Annotated in this window: 11 protein-coding genes and 1 pseudogene; 4 read left to right on the top strand and 8 right to left on the bottom strand. The window is 61.1% G+C overall.

Annotated features, from left to right (window positions below; translation table 11 throughout):
• Window positions 1-291: 291 nt before the first annotated feature.
• Window positions 292-3,432: a ribonuclease E gene (gene rne / locus AYR47_RS30370; RefSeq protein WP_420492051.1), complete on the top strand. Its 3,141-nt coding sequence runs from the start codon at window positions 292-294 to the stop codon at window positions 3,430-3,432.
• A gap of 63 nt (window positions 3,433-3,495) precedes the next feature.
• On the opposite strand, the gene AYR47_RS30375 is transcribed toward rne, so the two are convergent.
• From AYR47_RS30375 to AYR47_RS30385, 3 genes are all read right to left on the bottom strand, one after another.
• Window positions 3,496-4,080 carry a nucleotidyltransferase family protein gene (locus AYR47_RS30375; RefSeq protein WP_061449294.1) on the bottom strand — a complete coding sequence of 195 codons (585 nt, stop codon included), beginning with the start codon at window positions 4,078-4,080 and terminating at the stop codon, window positions 3,496-3,498.
• Window positions 4,077-5,063, bottom strand: a complete 987-nt coding sequence (locus tag AYR47_RS30380) for an XdhC family protein (RefSeq protein WP_061449295.1) — start codon at window positions 5,061-5,063, stop codon at window positions 4,077-4,079. The genes AYR47_RS30375 and AYR47_RS30380 overlap by 4 nt, the downstream gene beginning before the upstream one ends.
• A gap of 139 nt (window positions 5,064-5,202) precedes the next feature.
• A complete protein-coding gene (locus AYR47_RS30385) occupies window positions 5,203-6,534 on the bottom strand; it encodes a dicarboxylate/amino acid:cation symporter (RefSeq protein WP_061449296.1) in 1,332 nt (443 codons plus the stop codon).
• Window positions 6,535-6,872: 338 nt separating this feature from the next.
• Here AYR47_RS30385 and AYR47_RS30390 point away from each other — a divergent pair, with 338 nt between their 5' ends.
• Complete coding sequence (locus AYR47_RS30390) at window positions 6,873-7,871, top strand: AraC family transcriptional regulator (RefSeq protein WP_033901278.1); 999 nt, start codon at window positions 6,873-6,875, stop codon at window positions 7,869-7,871.
• Window positions 7,872-7,917: 46 nt separating this feature from the next.
• On the opposite strand, the gene AYR47_RS30395 is transcribed toward AYR47_RS30390, so the two are convergent.
• From AYR47_RS30395 to AYR47_RS30405, 3 genes are read right to left on the bottom strand one after another with little or no spacing between them, the layout of a single operon-like run.
• A complete protein-coding gene (locus tag AYR47_RS30395; protein WP_061449297.1) occupies window positions 7,918-9,264 on the bottom strand; it encodes an ATP-binding protein in 1,347 nt (448 codons plus the stop codon).
• On the bottom strand, window positions 9,261-9,938 hold the full coding sequence (locus AYR47_RS30400; protein WP_016973689.1) for a response regulator transcription factor: 678 nt from the start codon (window positions 9,936-9,938) through the stop codon (window positions 9,261-9,263). The genes AYR47_RS30395 and AYR47_RS30400 overlap by 4 nt, the downstream gene beginning before the upstream one ends.
• An 18-nt stretch (window positions 9,939-9,956) precedes the next feature.
• Window positions 9,957-10,265, bottom strand: coding sequence for a hypothetical protein (locus AYR47_RS30405; RefSeq protein WP_016979766.1), 309 nt, complete (start codon window positions 10,263-10,265; stop codon window positions 9,957-9,959).
• A 146-nt stretch (window positions 10,266-10,411) separates the two neighbouring features.
• Here AYR47_RS30405 and AYR47_RS30410 point away from each other — a divergent pair, with 146 nt between their 5' ends.
• Window positions 10,412-11,128, top strand: a complete 717-nt coding sequence (locus AYR47_RS30410; RefSeq protein WP_033901280.1) for a 4'-phosphopantetheinyl transferase family protein — start codon at window positions 10,412-10,414, stop codon at window positions 11,126-11,128.
• Here AYR47_RS30410 and AYR47_RS30415 read toward each other — a convergent pair.
• Together AYR47_RS30415 and AYR47_RS30420 are read right to left on the bottom strand one after the other, a co-directional pair.
• A complete protein-coding gene (locus AYR47_RS30415; protein ID WP_033901281.1) occupies window positions 11,125-12,735 on the bottom strand; it encodes an ATP-binding protein in 1,611 nt (536 codons plus the stop codon). The two genes, AYR47_RS30410 and AYR47_RS30415, sit on opposite strands and share 4 nt — an antisense overlap.
• Window positions 12,732-13,457 (bottom strand): response regulator, encoded by a 726-nt coding sequence (locus AYR47_RS30420; protein WP_033901282.1) that lies wholly within the window; start codon window positions 13,455-13,457, stop codon window positions 12,732-12,734. The genes AYR47_RS30415 and AYR47_RS30420 overlap by 4 nt, the downstream gene beginning before the upstream one ends.
• A gap of 553 nt (window positions 13,458-14,010) precedes the next feature.
• Between AYR47_RS30420 and AYR47_RS30425 the strand changes: the two are divergent.
• Window positions 14,011-16,909 (top strand): annotated as a pseudogene (locus AYR47_RS30425) (ribonucleoside-diphosphate reductase subunit alpha).
• Window positions 16,910-16,993: the final 84 nt, after the last annotated feature.

A 16,993-nucleotide genomic window follows, 5' to 3' on the forward strand; every position in this document is an offset into this window, starting at 1 on the left:
TAGGGTGGAGATGCACAACCGTCGGACCGTGTAGCACTAGGCTTATATTTAGACGCTTCATCTCGTCCACAGTCGCCGGTTGATTCCTCCTCCTGACCTTAGCTTTTGTTGAAGTGGTGCCTTTGTCACCACCGCTAACAAGCAGGACGCGTCCGTCGCGATACCGGCCCAATTGGCTGGTTTTTGCTGGACACTGGAGTGGCCAACCACTCTTGACGCACCTGACACCGACCGTGAGAAGTCGTGTGTGCCGAACGCCGTTTCCGGCAGCCCGGAAACCGACGGTACAACATGAAAAGAATGCTGATTAACGCAACTCAACCCGAAGAGTTGCGTGTTGCACTGGTAGATGGCCAACGCCTCTACGACCTGGACATCGAATCCGGTGCACGCGAGCAAAAGAAGGCCAACATCTATAAAGGCCGTATTACTCGCATCGAACCAAGCCTTGAGGCTGCCTTTGTCGATTTCGGCTCCGAGCGCCACGGCTTCCTGCCCCTCAAGGAAATCTCCCGCGAATACTTCAAGAAAGCCCCTGAAGGCCGCGTGAACATCAAGGACGTCCTGAGCGAAGGCCAGGAAGTCATCGTCCAGGTCGAAAAAGAAGAACGTGGCAACAAGGGCGCAGCCCTGACCACGTTCATCAGCCTGGCTGGCCGTTACCTGGTCCTGATGCCGAACAACCCACGTGCCGGCGGCATTTCCCGTCGCATCGAAGGCGAAGAGCGCAACGAACTGCGCGAAGCGCTGAACGGCCTGATCGCACCGGCCGACATGGGCCTGATCGTTCGCACTGCAGGCCTGGGCCGCAGCAGCGAAGAAATGCAGTGGGACCTCGACTACCTGCTGCAGCTGTGGACCGCTATCAAAGAAGCGTCCCTGGATCGTTCCGCGCCGTTCCTGATCTACCAGGAAAGCAACGTGATCATCCGCGCCATCCGCGATTACCTGCGCCAGGACATCGGCGAAGTGCTGATCGACAGCGTTGAAGCCCAGGACGAAGCCCTGACCTTCATTCGCCAGGTGATGCCGCAGTACGCCAGCAAGATCAAGCTGTACGAAGACAGCGTTCCGCTGTTCAACCGTTTCCAGATCGAAAGCCAGATCGAGACCGCCTTCCAGCGCGTCGTCGAACTGCCTTCCGGTGGCTCCATCGTGATCGACCCGACCGAAGCCCTGGTGTCCATCGACATCAACTCGGCACGTGCGACCAAAGGCAGCGACATCGAAGAAACCGCCCTGCAGACCAACCTGGAAGCGGCTGAAGAAATCGCCCGCCAGCTGCGCCTGCGTGATATCGGCGGCCTGATCGTGATCGACTTCATCGACATGACCCCTGCCAAGAACCAGCGCGCCGTGGAAGAAAAAGTCCGCGAATGCCTGGAAGCTGACCGTGCCCGCGTACAGGTCGGTCGCATCTCGCGCTTCGGCCTGCTGGAAATGTCCCGTCAGCGCCTGCGTCCATCCCTGGGCGAGAGCAGCGGCATCGTCTGCCCGCGTTGCAACGGCACCGGCATCATCCGTGACGTTGAATCGCTGTCCCTGGCGATCCTGCGCCTGATCGAAGAAGAAGCCCTGAAAGACCGCACCGCCGAAGTCCGCGCGCAAGTGCCGATCCCGGTTGCAGCCTTCCTGCTCAACGAAAAACGCAACTCGATCACCAAGATCGAACTGCGCACCCGTGCCCGTATCGTCATCCTGCCGAACGATCACCTCGAAACCCCGCACTTCGAAGTGCAACGCCTGCGTGACGACAGCCCGGAAGCCCACAGCGGCCAGTCCAGCTACGAAATCGCCGCTGCCGCTGCCGAAGTGGAAGAAGTCCAGCCAGCCGCCGCGACCCGCACCCTGGTTCGCCAGGAAGCTGCAGTCAAGACCGCTCCAGCTCGCGCCAATGCACCGGTTCCAGCTGAAGTTGCAGCACCAGTTGCCGCGCAGGCCGCCCTGCCTGAGCCAAGCCTGTTCAAAGGCCTGGTGAAGTCGCTGGTCAGCCTGTTCGCCACCAAGGAAGAGCCAGTGGCTCCGGTCGTGGTTGAGAAACCGGCCTCCGAGCGCCCTGCGCGCAACGAAGAGCGTCGCAACGGTCGCCAACAGAGCCGTAACCGCAACGGTCGCCGTGACGAAGAGCGCAAGCCGCGCGAAGAACGTGCACCGCGTGAAGAACGCGCTCCACGTGAAGAGCGTGCCCCTCGCGAAGCCCGTGAAGAAACCCCGACCGTAGAACGTGCACCACGCGAAGAGCGCGCACCACGTACTCCGCGTGCCCCACGTGAAGACCGCAAGCCACGTGGCGAGCGTGAAGAACGTGTGCGTGAACTGCGTGAGCCGCTGGACGCAGCCCCTGCTGCCGTAGCCGGTGCCGCCGCTGCTACCGAAGAGCGCCCAGCTCGCCAGCCGCGTGAAGAGCGTGCGCCACGTGAAGAGCGCCAACCTCGCGCCCCGCGTGAAGAGCGTCAACCGCGTGCCGAACAAGCCGCTGCCGCCAGCGAAGAAGAAGTGCTGACCGGTGAAGAGCAACTGCAGGAAGACGGTCAGGAAGGCGCCGAAGGCGATCGTCCACGCCGCCGCTCCCGTGGCCAGCGTCGTCGCAGCAACCGTCGTGAGCGTCAACGTGATGCCAACGGCAACGTGATCGAAGGCTCGGAAGAGACCGGCGAAAACGCAGAAGCCGCGACCGGCGAACCGACTGGCGCCGAACTGGCTGCCGGCCTGGCCGTTACCGCGGCTGTTGCCAGCTCGGTCATCAGCGCTCCTGCTGAAGCCCAGGCTCACGAGCAGGCTGAACGCGCTACTGCTGCTGTCGAAGAAACCGTAGTGGTTGAAGCACCTGCTGCCGAGGCCCCAGTGGTTGAAGCGCCGGTTGTTGAAGCACCAGCAGTTGAAGCGCCAGTTGTAGAGACACCGGTTGTCGAAGCCACTACCCCAATCGAAGCACCGGCTGTTCCGGAAGTGGAAGTTGCCCAGGCACCTGAAGCCCAACCAGAAGTTGAAGTGGCGGTCGTTGAGCCTGAGCCAGTGGTTGAAGCGATTGTCGAAGCACCGGTTGTCGAAGCCGCTCCAGAAGTTCGTGAAGTTCGTGAAGAACAGACCGCCTTCCAATGGACTGCCGAGCCAGCCGCTCCGGTTGAAGCGCCAGAACCTGCCCCAGTGGTAGAAGAAGCGCCGGCACCGGTTGCCGAAGTCGTGGTTACCGAGCCAGCCCCAGTGGTTGAGCCTGCTCCGGTCGTTGAACCTGCGCCCGTGGTTGAAGCACCGGTCGTTGCCGAAGTGGCAGCGCCAGTGGTTGAAGCCGCACCGGTCAGCGCCCTGACTGAAAACGGCCGTGCACCGAACGACCCACGTGAAGTGCGTCGTCGTCGCAAGGAAGCTGAAGCCGCAGCAGCTGCTGCCGCGGCACGGGAAGCAGAACACGAGAGCAAACCTCTCGCCTGATTCGAGCAGCCACTAAAAAGCCCCGCCTGAGTGATCAGGCGGGGCTTTTTTATGTGTGCTCGGTCAGGAGTAGCGCAACAACGCTGGCACATCCACATCCCATAACACGCCGGGGTCATCTACTGGCACCTCCCACACCGTCGCCTGAGCAAACAACGGCTTGGCGCCACGACCCCCCGTCAAGGCCATCAGCCCAGGCCCCAATGCCTGGCCAAACGCCACGGGATGCCCGTAGCGCCCATCCTGCACCGGCACGCTGATACCGCCCGCCTCCAGCCCCTCGATCACCCGTTCAATACTCGACGACCGGATAAACGGCATATCCCCCAGCACCACCAACCAGCCGTCTGCCGCACCACTGGCCGCAACCGCCGCTGCAATACTGTCGCCCATACCAGCCGAACGCAGCAGCAGGACGTCACAACCATAGGCTTCGGCCAACCGAATGACATCCGCACGATCAGGTGACGTCACCACCCAACGCCTCACGACGCGCTCAGGCAAGTTCACCAGCACCTGCTCGATCACCGGCCGCACCACGCCGTCCAGGCCAACGCAATCCGCCAACAACTTATCCTGGTCCGCCCCGGCTTCAGCGCGGAAACGACTGCCCTGCCCTGCCGCCAGCACAATCGCCGTGACGGTCACTCTGCGACCGCCGGCAACGGCTTCTTCTGCATCGGCGCTACACCGTTCTTGATCGCGACAATTTCCGCCATCAACGACAACGCGATTTCGGCCGGCGTGTGGCTGCCGATATGCAAGCCAATCGGCCCGTGCAGGCGCGCAATCGCCTCGACGGATAAGCCAAGCGCTGCCAGGTTTTCCCGGCGTTTCTGGGTGTTGACCCGCGAACCCAGGGCGCCAATGTAGAACGCCGAGGAATTCAGTGCCGTGAGCAACGCCATATCATCCAGACGCGGGTCATGGGTGAGGCAGACGATGGCCGTACGCTCATCGGTCTGGATGTTCAGCACCGCCTCATCGGGCATGCCCGGCACAAAGCGACCGTGCTGTTCTTCCCAGCCGTAGACGAACTCGTCGCGGGGGTCGCAGATCAACACTTCGAAATCCAGCAAACGCGCCATTTCCGCCACATAACGTGACAGTTGGCCGGCGCCGATCAGCAGCAGGCGCCAGCGCGGGCCGTAGATGGCGCGCAAGCGTTCGCCGTCGAAGGTCACGACATCAGTCTTGCTCGCGTCGCTCAGGGTGACTTTGCCACTGGTCAGTTCCAGCTCACGTGCGACGATCTGATGATCTTCACATCGCGCCAGCAAGTCGGCTACCCACGCCCACTCGTCCACGCGCTCCTCGGTCAGGCGCAGGGTGCCACCACATGGCAGGCCAAAACGCGCGGCTTCATCGCGGGTAACGCCATAGGTGACCAACTGCACCGGTGGCCCGTCTTCGGGCAAGCGACCATCCTGCAGGCGTGCAATCAAGTCATCCTCGATGCAACCGCCCGACACCGAACCGATCACCACACCGTCGCCACGCAACGCCAGCATGGCTCCCGGCGGCCGTGGTGCGCTGCCCCAGGTCTGGACCACGCTGTACAACACCACTCGCTGCCCGGCGCGGCGCCATTCGAGCACGCTGCGCAGGACATTCAAATCAACACTGTCCACATAACCTCCTGCAAGCGTCACAACCGATTCACTTACTGTAAAACAAAAGCCGCCAAAGTAATGCGCCAGAAACGCAAACGCCCCGAACCAGTCGGGGCGTTTGTGGGTTGCTGTGGCGTCTGGTTACGCCAGCAGCGGCTTACTTGACGACAGGTGCAGGGCCTTCGGCCACGCCCAGGTCGTCCAGCTCGCGGGTTTCCGAGATACCGGTACCGCCGGACGCCAGCTCGCTTTGCAGCTTGTCGGTGTCCAGTTCCTTGACCCACTTGGCCACAACGATGGTAGCAACGGCATTACCCACCAGGTTGGTCAGCGCGCGGGCTTCGGACATGAAGCGGTCGATACCCAAGATCAGCGCCAGGCCAGCAACCGGCAGGTGGCCTACGGCCGACAAGGTCGCAGCCAGTACGATGAAGCCCGAACCGGTCACGCCAGCAGCGCCTTTGGAGGACAGCAGCAGCACCAGCAGCAGGGTGATCTGGTGGGTGATGTCCATGTGGGTGTCAGTCGCCTGGGCGATGAACACGGCAGCCATGGTCAGGTAGATCGAAGTACCGTCGAGGTTGAACGAGTAGCCAGTTGGAATCACCAGGCCTACTACGGATTTCTTCGCGCCCAGACGCTCCATCTTGATCAGCATGCGTGGCAGTGCGGATTCCGAGGAGGAAGTACCCAGTACGATCAGCAGCTCTTCACGGATGTAGCGGATCAGTTTGATCACACTGAAACCGTGAGCGCGGCAGATACCGCCCAGCACTATCAGTACGAACAGGATGCACGTGATGTAGAAGCAGATCATCAGCTGGCCCAACTGCACCAGCGAACCTACGCCGTAGGCACCGATGGTGAACGCCATGGCGCCCAGGGCACCGATTGGCGCGAGCTTCATGATCATGTTGATGATGTTGAACATCACGTGGGCGAAGCGATCGATGAAGTCCAAGACCGGCTTGCCGTAGGCACCCAGGCGATGCAGGGCGAAACCGAAGATCACCGAGAACATCAGCACTTGCAGGATGTCGCCGTTGGCGAAGGCGCCGACGATGGTGTTAGGGATCACGTTGAGGATAAAGCCGACGATGCTCTGGTCTTTACCGGCAGTGACGTAGGCCGCCACTTTGGAGGCATCCAGGGTCGCTACGTCGATGTGCATGCCGGCGCCCGGCTGCACAACGTTGACCACGATCAGGCCGATCAGCAGTGCGATAGTCGAAACGATTTCGAAGTACAGCAGCGCGTAGCCGCCGGTTTTGCCGACCGATTTCATGCTTTGCATGCCAGCGATGCCGCTGACAACGGTGCAGAAGATGATCGGGGCGATGACCATTTTGATCAGTTTGATGAACCCGTCACCCAGCGGCTTGAGGGCCACACCGGTCTGCGGGTAGAAGTGACCGAGCAAAATACCGATTACGATTGCAACGATCACCTGGAAGTACAGGGATTTGTAGATTGGCTGACGAGTCGTCATTGCAAAGTTCCTCAATCGTCCCGTGTGGCAAATATCCGCCGTTGCCCACGACACTTGAATTGCGAACCCTCCTGCACTGGAGGGATTTGTTGTTTGCGAGATCTGTAAGACCAGGCCTGCGCTGTAATCCTTATCGCAAACGCCGTGCCACTTTGCTGAAAAACCTTAGAGGCCTTTAGACATCAGGGCTGGAGGTTTTCAGGCACCCTCCCAAGCGCCAAAGCAGGTGGCGGATTTCCGCCCACTCAACCAATCCCGTCCTACAATTTGGCGGATATCCGCCTTGTGACCCCCTCCGGGGATGGCTACCATCGCCACTCCAAGGACGAGGCCTTCGCATGCGTGAACGTACCATCGCCAGTCATTACGCCAGGGCCGCCCTGGGCGGGGCGCGTCGGGCCGGCTATGACTGCTCGGGCCTGCTGCAACAGGTAGCCATCACCCCGGAGTTGCTGACCGAACCCCGCGCCCGCATCGCCCCGGAGCAGTTCACCCGCCTGCTGCAAATGCTCTGGCTGGCACTGGACGACGAATACCTGGGATTCGCCGACGGCCCGAGTAAACGCGGCACCTTTGCCATGATGTGCCACGCGCTGATCCACTGCCGCACCTTGGAGAAGGCTCTGGAACGCGGCTTATTATTTTATAGCCTATTCCCGCAAGGCCCGCGCTGGCAGCTGACACGCGAAGGCGAAATGGCCCGCTTGAGCCTGGACGACTCGCAGTTGTGGGACCCGGATCATTTCTTGAGTGAGTGCCTGCTAGTGATCTGGCATCGCTTGGGCAGTTGGCTGATCGGCCAACGTATCCGGCTGCATCAAGCCACTTTCAGTTACCCCATGCCTGCACACGCCAGCGAATATGACCTGCTGTTTCCCTGCGCCCAGGTGTTCGGTGCACCGAACAGCAGCCTGGTGTTTCCCGCGCGCTACCTGAGCCTGCCGTTGTTGCAGGACGAACGCACACTCAAGCACTTCCTGGAACGCTCCCCCGCCGACTTGCTCTCTCGGCCGGACGAAGGCGACAGCTTGAGCAGCCAACTTCGCCGCCTGCTCAGCCGCGACCGCACGCCCTGGCCGGACCTGGAAGCCGTGGCCCAACACCTGCACATCAGCCCGCAGACCCTGCGCAGGCATTTGCGCGAAGAAGGCACCAGCTTTCAGGCACTCAAGGATGAGCTGCGGCGGGACATCGCCATCTATCATCTGGGCCGGGCGGATTTGTCATTGCAGGAGATTGCCGAGCAGCTCGGGTTTTCCGAACCGTCGGCGTTTCATCGGGCGTTCAAGAAGTGGACGGGGCTGACGCCGGGGGCTTATCGGGCCCAAGAGAGCTAGAGGAAAAAGTTATCTCTGTGGTGAGCGGGCTCACCACAAAAACCGATCAAACGGCGGGGAAGTGAATCTTGAACGCAGCGCCGCCCAACGGCGAATCACCCAAGGTCAGCCGCGCGCCATAGCTTTCAATGATGTCCTTGACCACCGCCAACCCAATACCTTGCCCCGGATGCTGGCGATCAAGCCGCTCGCCCCGCTGCAGAATCCTTGCCCGCTGATCCGGCGGCACACCGGGGCCATCATCTTCAATACACAGCTCACTGCCTTCGAGGTTTTCCACGAAGCTGATGCGCACTTCGCCCAAACACAGGCGGTAGGCGTTTTCCAGCAGGTTGCCGAGCAACTCCAGCAAGGCGCCCTTCTCGATCGGCACGTCGCACTCTTCCGGCAGTTCAAAGGACACGGTGACACGCTTGTCGCGGTAAACCTTGTCCAGCGTATCGCACAAGCTTTGCAGCACCGGCTCCAAGCGCACCTGGTGCCGCACCAAGCCACTTTTACGCAGGCTGGCACGTTGCAACTGGTAGCTGATCTGCTGGCTCATGCGCTCGATCTGCGATTGCAGCACCCAGGCCTGGTCGCGGTCTTCCGGGCGCTGGGCCATGTCTTCGCTCACACCTTGCAGTACGGCGAGCGGGGTTTTCAGGCTGTGGGCCAGGTCGTCGAGGGAATCGCGGTAACGCGCCCGTTGCTCACGCTCGCTGTGCAGCAAGCGGTTGAGGGAGCCGGTAAGGCGCAGCAGTTCGCGAGGGTGTTGTTCGGACAGGCTCTCGCGGGTGCCGCCTTCGATCTGGTCGAGTTCCTGGCTCAGCCGTCGCAGCGCCTGCAACCCCCAGGTCAGGCCCAGCCACAGCAACGTCAGCAGCACCAGCAAGGCCGCACCGAAGCCCAGGTAGAGGTTTTCGCGCAGGCCTTCGAGGGTCAGTTGGTATTCGCGCACCGGTTGCAGGGCGACAATACTGAAGGCCGCGCTCTTGCCGCCGAGCAGCCTGACCTCCACGTCATAAACAAAGAACTCCTGACCGTTGGCCTCGCGAATCCGCGCAAATTCATTGCCGCGCCCGTCGTAGCGCGGTTTGTAGTTGATATTTTCTTCCTTGGTCGCCCGCGAACGCCACACCAAGTGGCCTTCACGGTCGTAGATATAGCCGAGCAGGCGGCTGTCAGTGAGATTGAAGCGTTCGTCCGGCAACTGCGCTGGCATCAGCAGGCGGTTGTTTTCGACCCGCGCGGCAGAGATCAGCGTGGTGACGTCCGAGGCCAGGCGCTGCTCGATGGAATCCTGCAACGCCAGGCTGAACGCCCCTTGCATGGCCGGCAACAAGCCCAGCATGAACAGCACGGCCAGGGTCGCGGCCGCCAGCATCAAGCGCACGCGTAGCGAGCGAATCAACGGCAGCGCTCATTGAACAGGTAGCCCAGGCCACGCACCGTGTCGATTGGCTTGAACCCGGCCGGGCCTTCCAGCTTACGACGCAGGCGGCCGACCAGCACTTCGATGACATTCGGATCGCGCTCGTCGTCATCGGGATAGAGCTGTTCCATCAAGCGGTCCTTGGCCACCACTTGCTGGTGGTGACGCATCAGGTACTCAAGGATTCGGTATTCGTAGGCCGTCAGCGCCAGGGGCTGTTCGTCGAGGGACGCCTGCTTGCGGTTGAGGTCCAGCAGCAGCGGGCCTGCGACAATCGTCGACTGGGTAAAGCCACTGGAGCGGCGCAACAACGCGTTCATCCGCGCCTCCAGCTCTTCGAACTGGAACGGCTTGACCACGTAGTCGTCGGCACCGGCCGCCAGGCCTTCGACCTTGTCCTGCCAGTTGCCACGGGCGGTGAGGATCAGGATCGGGAAGGTCTTGGCCTGGGTGCGCAGTTGGCGGATCAGGTCCAGGCCGCCCATGCCGGGCAGGCCCAGGTCGATGATCGCCAGGTCATGGTTGAACTGGCCGGTCTGGTACAGGGCCTCTTCGGCATTGGCCACGGCCTCGACCACATGCCCGCTGTCGGTCAGGCGGGTCAACAGGTGATGACGCAGCAGCGCCTCATCTTCCACCACCAGCAATTTCATAAGGCTCTCCAAAGCAAATCAACTGTCCGACAGAGGGATATCATAGCGGCCCTGCAAGTCTTGCGGGCGCAGTTTAATGCCATTGAACTGGCCGGTCAGGTGTTCATAGCCGGCGCGATAGGCCGGCTGCGGGGTTGCCAGGCCCAGGGATTGGCCCCAGGGCGTGGGTTGGCTGGCAGACTCTTCGAAACTGACACGCTGGATCAAAGTGCTGGATTTCTTGGTTTTCTCACCGCCGAACGCAGCAAAGGCACGATCGCCTGCCTGGGCTCCGGCAGTGGCACTGAGCATGGTTAACGCCAACATCAGCTGTTTGATCACGGTCATGGTGTTACCTCTACGCGTTTGGCTGCTGCCCTTGTGTGAGTTCCAGACTACGCAGGCGCCCCTGAACTCCCCCTGAACAGCCTCTGAACCTCAGCTGAACCGCAGCGGGCTATCCTGTTGCCCATCAACTCGGCAAAATACCGCCCATGAATTCCCTACCCGCTTGCTGCACCCCACTCGACGCCCATTGGCCGCTGCCCGAACCCTTGCCAGGCACGGTGTTTCTCAGCACGCGCTTTGACCCTGCCTTATTAACGGCCGGCGATTTCCAACGTAGCGCCGTACCGCCACCGGCCAGCATCCAGCGCTCGGTGGCCAAGCGCCAGGCCGAATTCCTGGCCGGTCGAGTGTGTGCCCGCGCGGCCCTGCAACAACTCGATCACCTCAACTATATCCCGGCGATCGGTGAAGACCGCGCGCCGGTGTGGCCTGCGCATATCTGTGGCTCCATCACCCACAGCACCGGGCATGCGGCGGCGATTGTCGCGCACAAGGCGCAATGGCATGGGCTGGGGATGGACTTGGAGAACGTGCTGAGCCTGGAACGGGCGGAGCGGCTGGCTGGGGAAATCCTCACGCCCGATGAACTGCAACGTATGGCAACGCTACCGCGAGAGCAGATCGCACAATTGGTGACATTGACATTTTCGGTCAAGGAGAGCCTGTTCAAGGCGCTCTACCCGATTGTGCAGAAGCGCTTCTATTTTGAGCATGCCGAAATGCTGGAGTGGTCGGATTCGGGCCAATTGCGACTGCGGTTGCTGACGGATCTGTCCAGCGAGTGGTGCCATGGCAAAGAGCTGACAGCGCAGTTTTCGGTGAACGATGGGCAACTGTTGAGCCTGGTGGCCATCAAGGCTTAGGTTTTCTCCTGATCCCTCGGCCAACTCAGGCTGAAACACGCCCCACCCAGGTTATTGCTCTTGCCAATCAGCGCCCGTCCGCCGTGCCAATAGATGATCCGCCGCACGATCGACAGCCCCAGCCCATGCCCGCCGGAGGCACGGGTGCGGCTGTCGTCCAGGCGCAAGAATGGCGTGAAGATGCGCTCCCAGGCACTCTCAGGTACACCGGGGCCGTCATCCTCCACGTCGATGCGGCAACGCACCTGACCCACCTGATAACTGATCAACACCTGGCCCTGGGCATGGCGCATGGCATTGCTCACCAGATTCTGCAGCGCACGGTGCAGGTAACGTGGCTCGGCATCCACCCACGCATCATCCCAATGCGCCGAAGACAGGCAAATGCCCCTGCTCACCCTAACCTGCGGACGCAGTGGCGATAATTCGCCTATCACCTGATCGAGCAGCGCATCGAGGTCGACCCGCTGGAAATTCAGCTCCGGCGAGCCTTGCTCCAACCGCGCATACGTGAGCATTTCATCGACCAGGCCATCGAGGTCCTGGATATCGCTGTCCATGCCTTCCAAGTATTTACGCCGCGCCTCGGCCGTAGTGGCATCACCGACCATCTCCAGGCCGAACCGCAAGCGTGCCACCGGTGTGCGCAGTTCGTGGGACACCGCGCGTACCAGCTCACGCTGGATCGCCAGCAACTGCTGCAAGTGCTCGGCCATGCCATTGAATGCCGCGGCCAGACGCCCCACCGAGTCAGCGCCACGGGCCGGCACACGCACTTCCAGGTTGCCCTTGGCGATGCGGGTGGCGGCGGCTTCCAGGCCGCGCAGCCGACGCTCAAGCTGACGCACCAATAGATAGACGATCAAACCGATCAGGGTCAGGCCGATCAACGCGATCAAGATCAGCCATTGCGGCGGGTAAGGGTTCATCTGATACAAAGGCCCCAGTTCCAGCACCCATGGCGTGCCGACCATGCCAGCGAACACGCGGATCGAATCGCCGCCCTTGCCCAAGGCCATCACTGTGTCGCCTTCCGAGACGCGGCGGCGCTGGTCTTCGTCCATGTCGGCCTGGTCGAGGGTCATCAGGTGCATGTCGAAGCCAAATCCCTTGGCGTCTTTTATATCCGCCAGGCGTTGCGGCTGTTCAGCCACCGGGAAGCGCACCAGTTCGTCGGCGAGCAGGTAGATAGTCGCGCGCGCCAGCTGTTCGCTGATCTGCTGCACTTCGCCCGTAAGCACCAGTTGCGACTGATCACTGACCAAGCGCAGCACCCGCGCGGCATGAGGCCCGGTCTGCTCCACCAGCACCTGGCCGCGTTGCAGGCGATTGCGCTGGCTCAAGTCCAGCTGCGCATCGGCCAGGGGGCGCAGCTCCAAGGGAATGCCGAGCAAGCGCTCCCACACGGCCAAGGCGCGCTGGCGTTCGATGGGGCTCATGGGTTGCAGGTTGTCGCCCATCAAGGCGAAGGTGCCGTGGGCCAGGCGCTCGCGGTATTGGCCGCTGCGCACTTCATTGAGCAGGTGCAGGGCCAGCACGCCGAGCAGTGCGACCAGGATCAGCGCCGCGCACATGCCGCCGTAGATGCGCAGGAAGATCGAGTTCACAGCGGCATGTCGGCAGCAGCTTCAGGGACGAACAGGTAGCCCTTGCTGCGAATGGTCTTGATCAGGCGCGGATGGATCGGGTCGTCACCTATCTTGGGGCGAATGCGTGAGATACGCACGTCGATGGAGCGGTCCTGGCCGTCGTAACCGATACCGCGCAGGGCGATGAAGATTTCTTCGCGGGACAAAATGCGCCCGGCATTGGCCACCAGCAGCCACAGCAGGTCGAATTCGGCACTGGTCAGCTCGATACCCTCATTATGCAGCCAGGCTTCGCGCAATGCGTTGTCCACCACCAAGGGGCCGAATTGCAGGCGACGCTGGTTCTCCACTGCCGCCGGTTCCGCCGGTTCGCTGCGCCGCAGCAAGGCCTGGATACGAGCCAGCAACAGGCGCGGGCGCACGGGCTTGCACACGTAGTCGTCGGCGCCCATGTCCAGGCCTAGCACCTGGTCCATGTCATCGGTGCGTGCGGTGAGCATCAGGATCACGCCGTCATAGCGCTCGCGCACCTTGCGGCAGATGCTCAAGCCGTCTTCACCGGGCAGCATCAGGTCGAGGATCACCAGGTCAGGCTGTTCGTCGATGATGCGCGCCGCGGCCAGGGCGCCATCGCCTTCCACGGACACCCGCAGGCCGTTGCTCTCCAGATACTCACGGGTCAATTCGGCCAATCGCTGGTCGTCTTCGACTATCAATACCTGCCAGGCTTCTTGCTCCACGGGTGACCTCAATGTCTGTCATAAAAGGCGGGCATGATCTGGGTAACTGCACAGCCCGATACGGCCGATTGTAGCCATGGGCCAGCCCTCAAACACAAGCCGGGAAATCCATTCGGTGATCGCGTTTTTTTGTGATAGGGTTCGCGCCCTTCGAAAATGGGCAGGTTGTTTTAAGCCCGAAACATTTAATGACAAACGGCGTAATCCAGCAGCAGTGCGGCCTACACACCCATTCAACCTTTCTTACACATTTTACCCACAGCGTTATCCACAGGTTACTGCGTTGCTAACCCCTCGAAAACGCATTATCTTGTACCTCGGCACTGGAGAAGACCCTACATGTGGGGTTTTCGAAGAAAGCGCCCAACCACACAAGTGGCAAGAAATTCAAGCGTTTTATTGCTAGCGCAGCATGGAACCAACCGATTTTCAGTAGACCAAACCGCTCACGCGGATGGCAGCTGTTTCCCATCCCCGATATGGAAAACGGTACGGGTGTTGCAGGAAGAGCCTGGCACTCGCAATCAAATATAGAACGTGGAGACAACCCCCCATGCAAACCGACACAACTCGCGAGAACCCGCAAGGCTCCGTGCCGCAGGCCGCCGATTCGAACCTGGATCTGTCCGCCACTGCACCCGGCCAATTGCGTGTGATCAAGCGTAACGGCACTGTCGTTCCTTACACCGATGACAAAATCACCGTCGCCATCACCAAAGCGTTTCTTGCAGTTGAAGGCGGCACCGCTGCCGCCTCGTCGCGCATCCACGACACCGTTGCCCGCCTGACCGAACAAGTCACCGCGACCTTCAAGCGTCGCATGCCTTCGGGCGGCACCATCCACATCGAAGAAATCCAGGACCAGGTCGAACTGGCCCTGATGCGTGCCGGCGAACAGAAAGTCGCCCGCGACTACGTGATCTACCGTGACGCCCGTTCCAAGGAACGCGCTGTACGCACCCCAGCTGAAGAAGCTGCGGTACAAGCTCACCCATCGATCCGCATCACCCTGGCCGACGGCACGTTTGCACCGCTGGACCTGGGTCGCCTGAACACCATCGTCACCGAGGCCTGCGAAGGCCTGGAAGAAGTCGACGGTGACCTAATCCAGCGCGAAACCCTGAAGAACCTGTACGACGGAGTGGCCCTGACCGACGTCAACACCGCCCTGGTGATGACCGCCCGTACCCTGGTTGAACGCGAGCCGAACTACTCGTTCGTGACCGCGCGCCTGCTGATGGACACCCTGCGCGCCGAAGGCCTGGGCTTCCTGAAAGTCGCCGACAGCGCCACCCACCACGAAATGGCCGATTTGTACGCCAAGGCCCTGCCTGCCTACATCGCCAAGGGTATCGAATTCGAATTGCTGAACCCGATCCTGGCCACCTTCGACCTGGAAAAACTCGGCAAGGCGATCAACCACGAGCGTGACCAGCAGTTCACCTACCTGGGCCTGCAAACCCTGTACGACCGTTACTTCATCCACAAGGACGGTATCCGCTTCGAACTGCCGCAAGTGTTCTTCATGCGCGTGGCCATGGGCCTGGCAATCGAAGAGAAGCAGAAAGAAGACCGTGCCATCGAGTTCTACAACCTGTTGTCGTCCTTCGACTACATGTCGTCGACCCCGACCCTGTTCAACGCCGGTACCCTGCGTCCACAGCTGTCCAGCTGCTACCTGACCACCGTGCCGGATGACCTGTCGGGCATCTACCACGCGATCCACGACAACGCCATGTTGTCCAAATTCGCCGGCGGCCTGGGCAACGACTGGACCCCGGTGCGTGCACTGGGTTCGTACATCAAGGGCACCAACGGCAAGTCCCAGGGCGTTGTACCGTTCCTGAAAGTGGTGAACGACACCGCCGTCGCCGTGAACCAGGGTGGCAAGCGCAAAGGCGCTGTCTGTGCCTACCTGGAAACCTGGCACATGGACATTGAAGAGTTCATCGAGCTGCGCAAGAACACCGGTGATGACCGTCGTCGTACCCACGACATGAACACCGCCAACTGGATCCCTGACCTGTTCATGAAGCGTGTCTTCGACGACGGCCAGTGGACCCTGTTCTCGCCTTCCGAAGTGCCGGACCTGCACGACCTGACCGGCAAGGCTTTCGAAGAGCGCTACGAGTACTACGAAGCCCTGGCTCAGTACCCTGGCAAGATCAAGCTGTTCAAGACCATCCAGGCCAAAGACCTGTGGCGCAAAATGCTGTCCATGCTGTTTGAAACCGGCCACCCATGGCTGACCTTCAAAGACCCGTGCAACCTGCGCAGCCCGCAGCAGCACGTGGGCGTGGTCCACAGCTCGAACCTGTGCACCGAGATCACCTTGAACACCAACAAGGACGAGATCGCGGTTTGCAACCTGGGCTCGATCAACCTGCCGAACCACATCGTCAACGGCAAGCTGGACACCGCCAAGCTGGAACGTACCGTCAACACCGCCGTGCGCATGCTCGATAACGTGATCGACATCAACTACTACTCGGTGCCACAGGCGCAGAACTCCAACTTCAAGCACCGTCCGGTCGGCTTGGGCATCATGGGCTTCCAGGACGCGCTGTACCTGCAGCACATTCCTTACGGTTCGGATGCTGCAGTCGAGTTCGCCGACAAGTCCATGGAAGCGGTCAGCTACTACGCGATCCAGGCTTCCTGCGACCTGGCCGACGAGCGCGGCGCCTACGAGACGTTCCAGGGTTCGCTGTGGTCCAAAGGCATCCTGCCGCTGGATTCGCAACAGATCCTGATCGAGCAACGTGGCCAGAAGTACATCGACGTTGACCTGGAAGAATCCCTGGACTGGGCGCCAGTACGTGCCCGTGTGCAGAAAGGTATTCGTAACTCCAACATCATGGCCATCGCGCCGACCGCGACCATCGCCAACATCACTGGCGTATCGCAGTCGATCGAACCGACTTACCAGAACCTGTATGTGAAATCGAACCTGTCGGGCGAATTCACCGTGATCAACCCGTACCTGGTTCGCGACCTGAAAGCCCGCGGCCTGTGGGACTCGGTCATGATCAACGACCTGAAGTACTACGACGGTTCCGTGCAGCAGATCGAGCGCATCCCGCAAGAACTCAAAGAGCTCTACGCGACGGCGTTCGAAGTGGACACCAAGTGGATCGTTGACGCCGCCAGCCGTCGTCAGAAGTGGATCGACCAGGCCCCAGTCGCTGAACCTGTACATCGCTGGCGCTTCGGGCAAGAAGCTTGACGTGACCTACCGCATGGCGTGGTACCGTGGCCTGAAAACCACTTACTACCTCCGTGCCCTGGCCGCGACCAGCACCGAGAAGTCGACCATCAACACCGGTAAGCTGAACGCGGTTTCCAGCGGCGGCAACCACGGTGATGATTCGGTGCTTGCAGCGCCAGCCGGCCCGGCCCCCGTGCCAAAGGCCTGCGCGATTGACGAGCCGGATTGCGAAGCTTGCCAATAAGCTGAGGCGGTTGCGGATCGCAATGATCCGGAACTGAAAAAAGCCGACAAACCTGAGCATGATTGGGTTTGTCGGCTTTTTTAT

It is taken from the genome of Pseudomonas azotoformans (assembly GCF_001579805.1).
In the GTDB taxonomy this organism is placed as follows: Bacteria; Pseudomonadota; Gammaproteobacteria; order Pseudomonadales; family Pseudomonadaceae; genus Aquipseudomonas; species Aquipseudomonas azotoformans_A.

Coding starts and splice junctions, on each gene's coding strand:
- AYR47_RS30410 (WP_033901280.1), top strand. CDS start 10,412: ATGAATTCCCTACCCGCTTGCTGCACCCCACTCGACGCCCATTGGCCG.
- rne (WP_420492051.1), top strand. CDS start 292: ATGAAAAGAATGCTGATTAACGCAACTCAACCCGAAGAGTTGCGTGTT.
- AYR47_RS30400 (WP_016973689.1), bottom strand. CDS start 9,938: ATGAAATTGCTGGTGGTGGAAGATGAGGCGCTGCTGCGTCATCACCTG.
- AYR47_RS30385 (WP_061449296.1), bottom strand. CDS start 6,534: ATGACGACTCGTCAGCCAATCTACAAATCCCTGTACTTCCAGGTGATC.
- AYR47_RS30405 (WP_016979766.1), bottom strand. CDS start 10,265: ATGACCGTGATCAAACAGCTGATGTTGGCGTTAACCATGCTCAGTGCC.
- AYR47_RS30390 (WP_033901278.1), top strand. CDS start 6,873: ATGCGTGAACGTACCATCGCCAGTCATTACGCCAGGGCCGCCCTGGGC.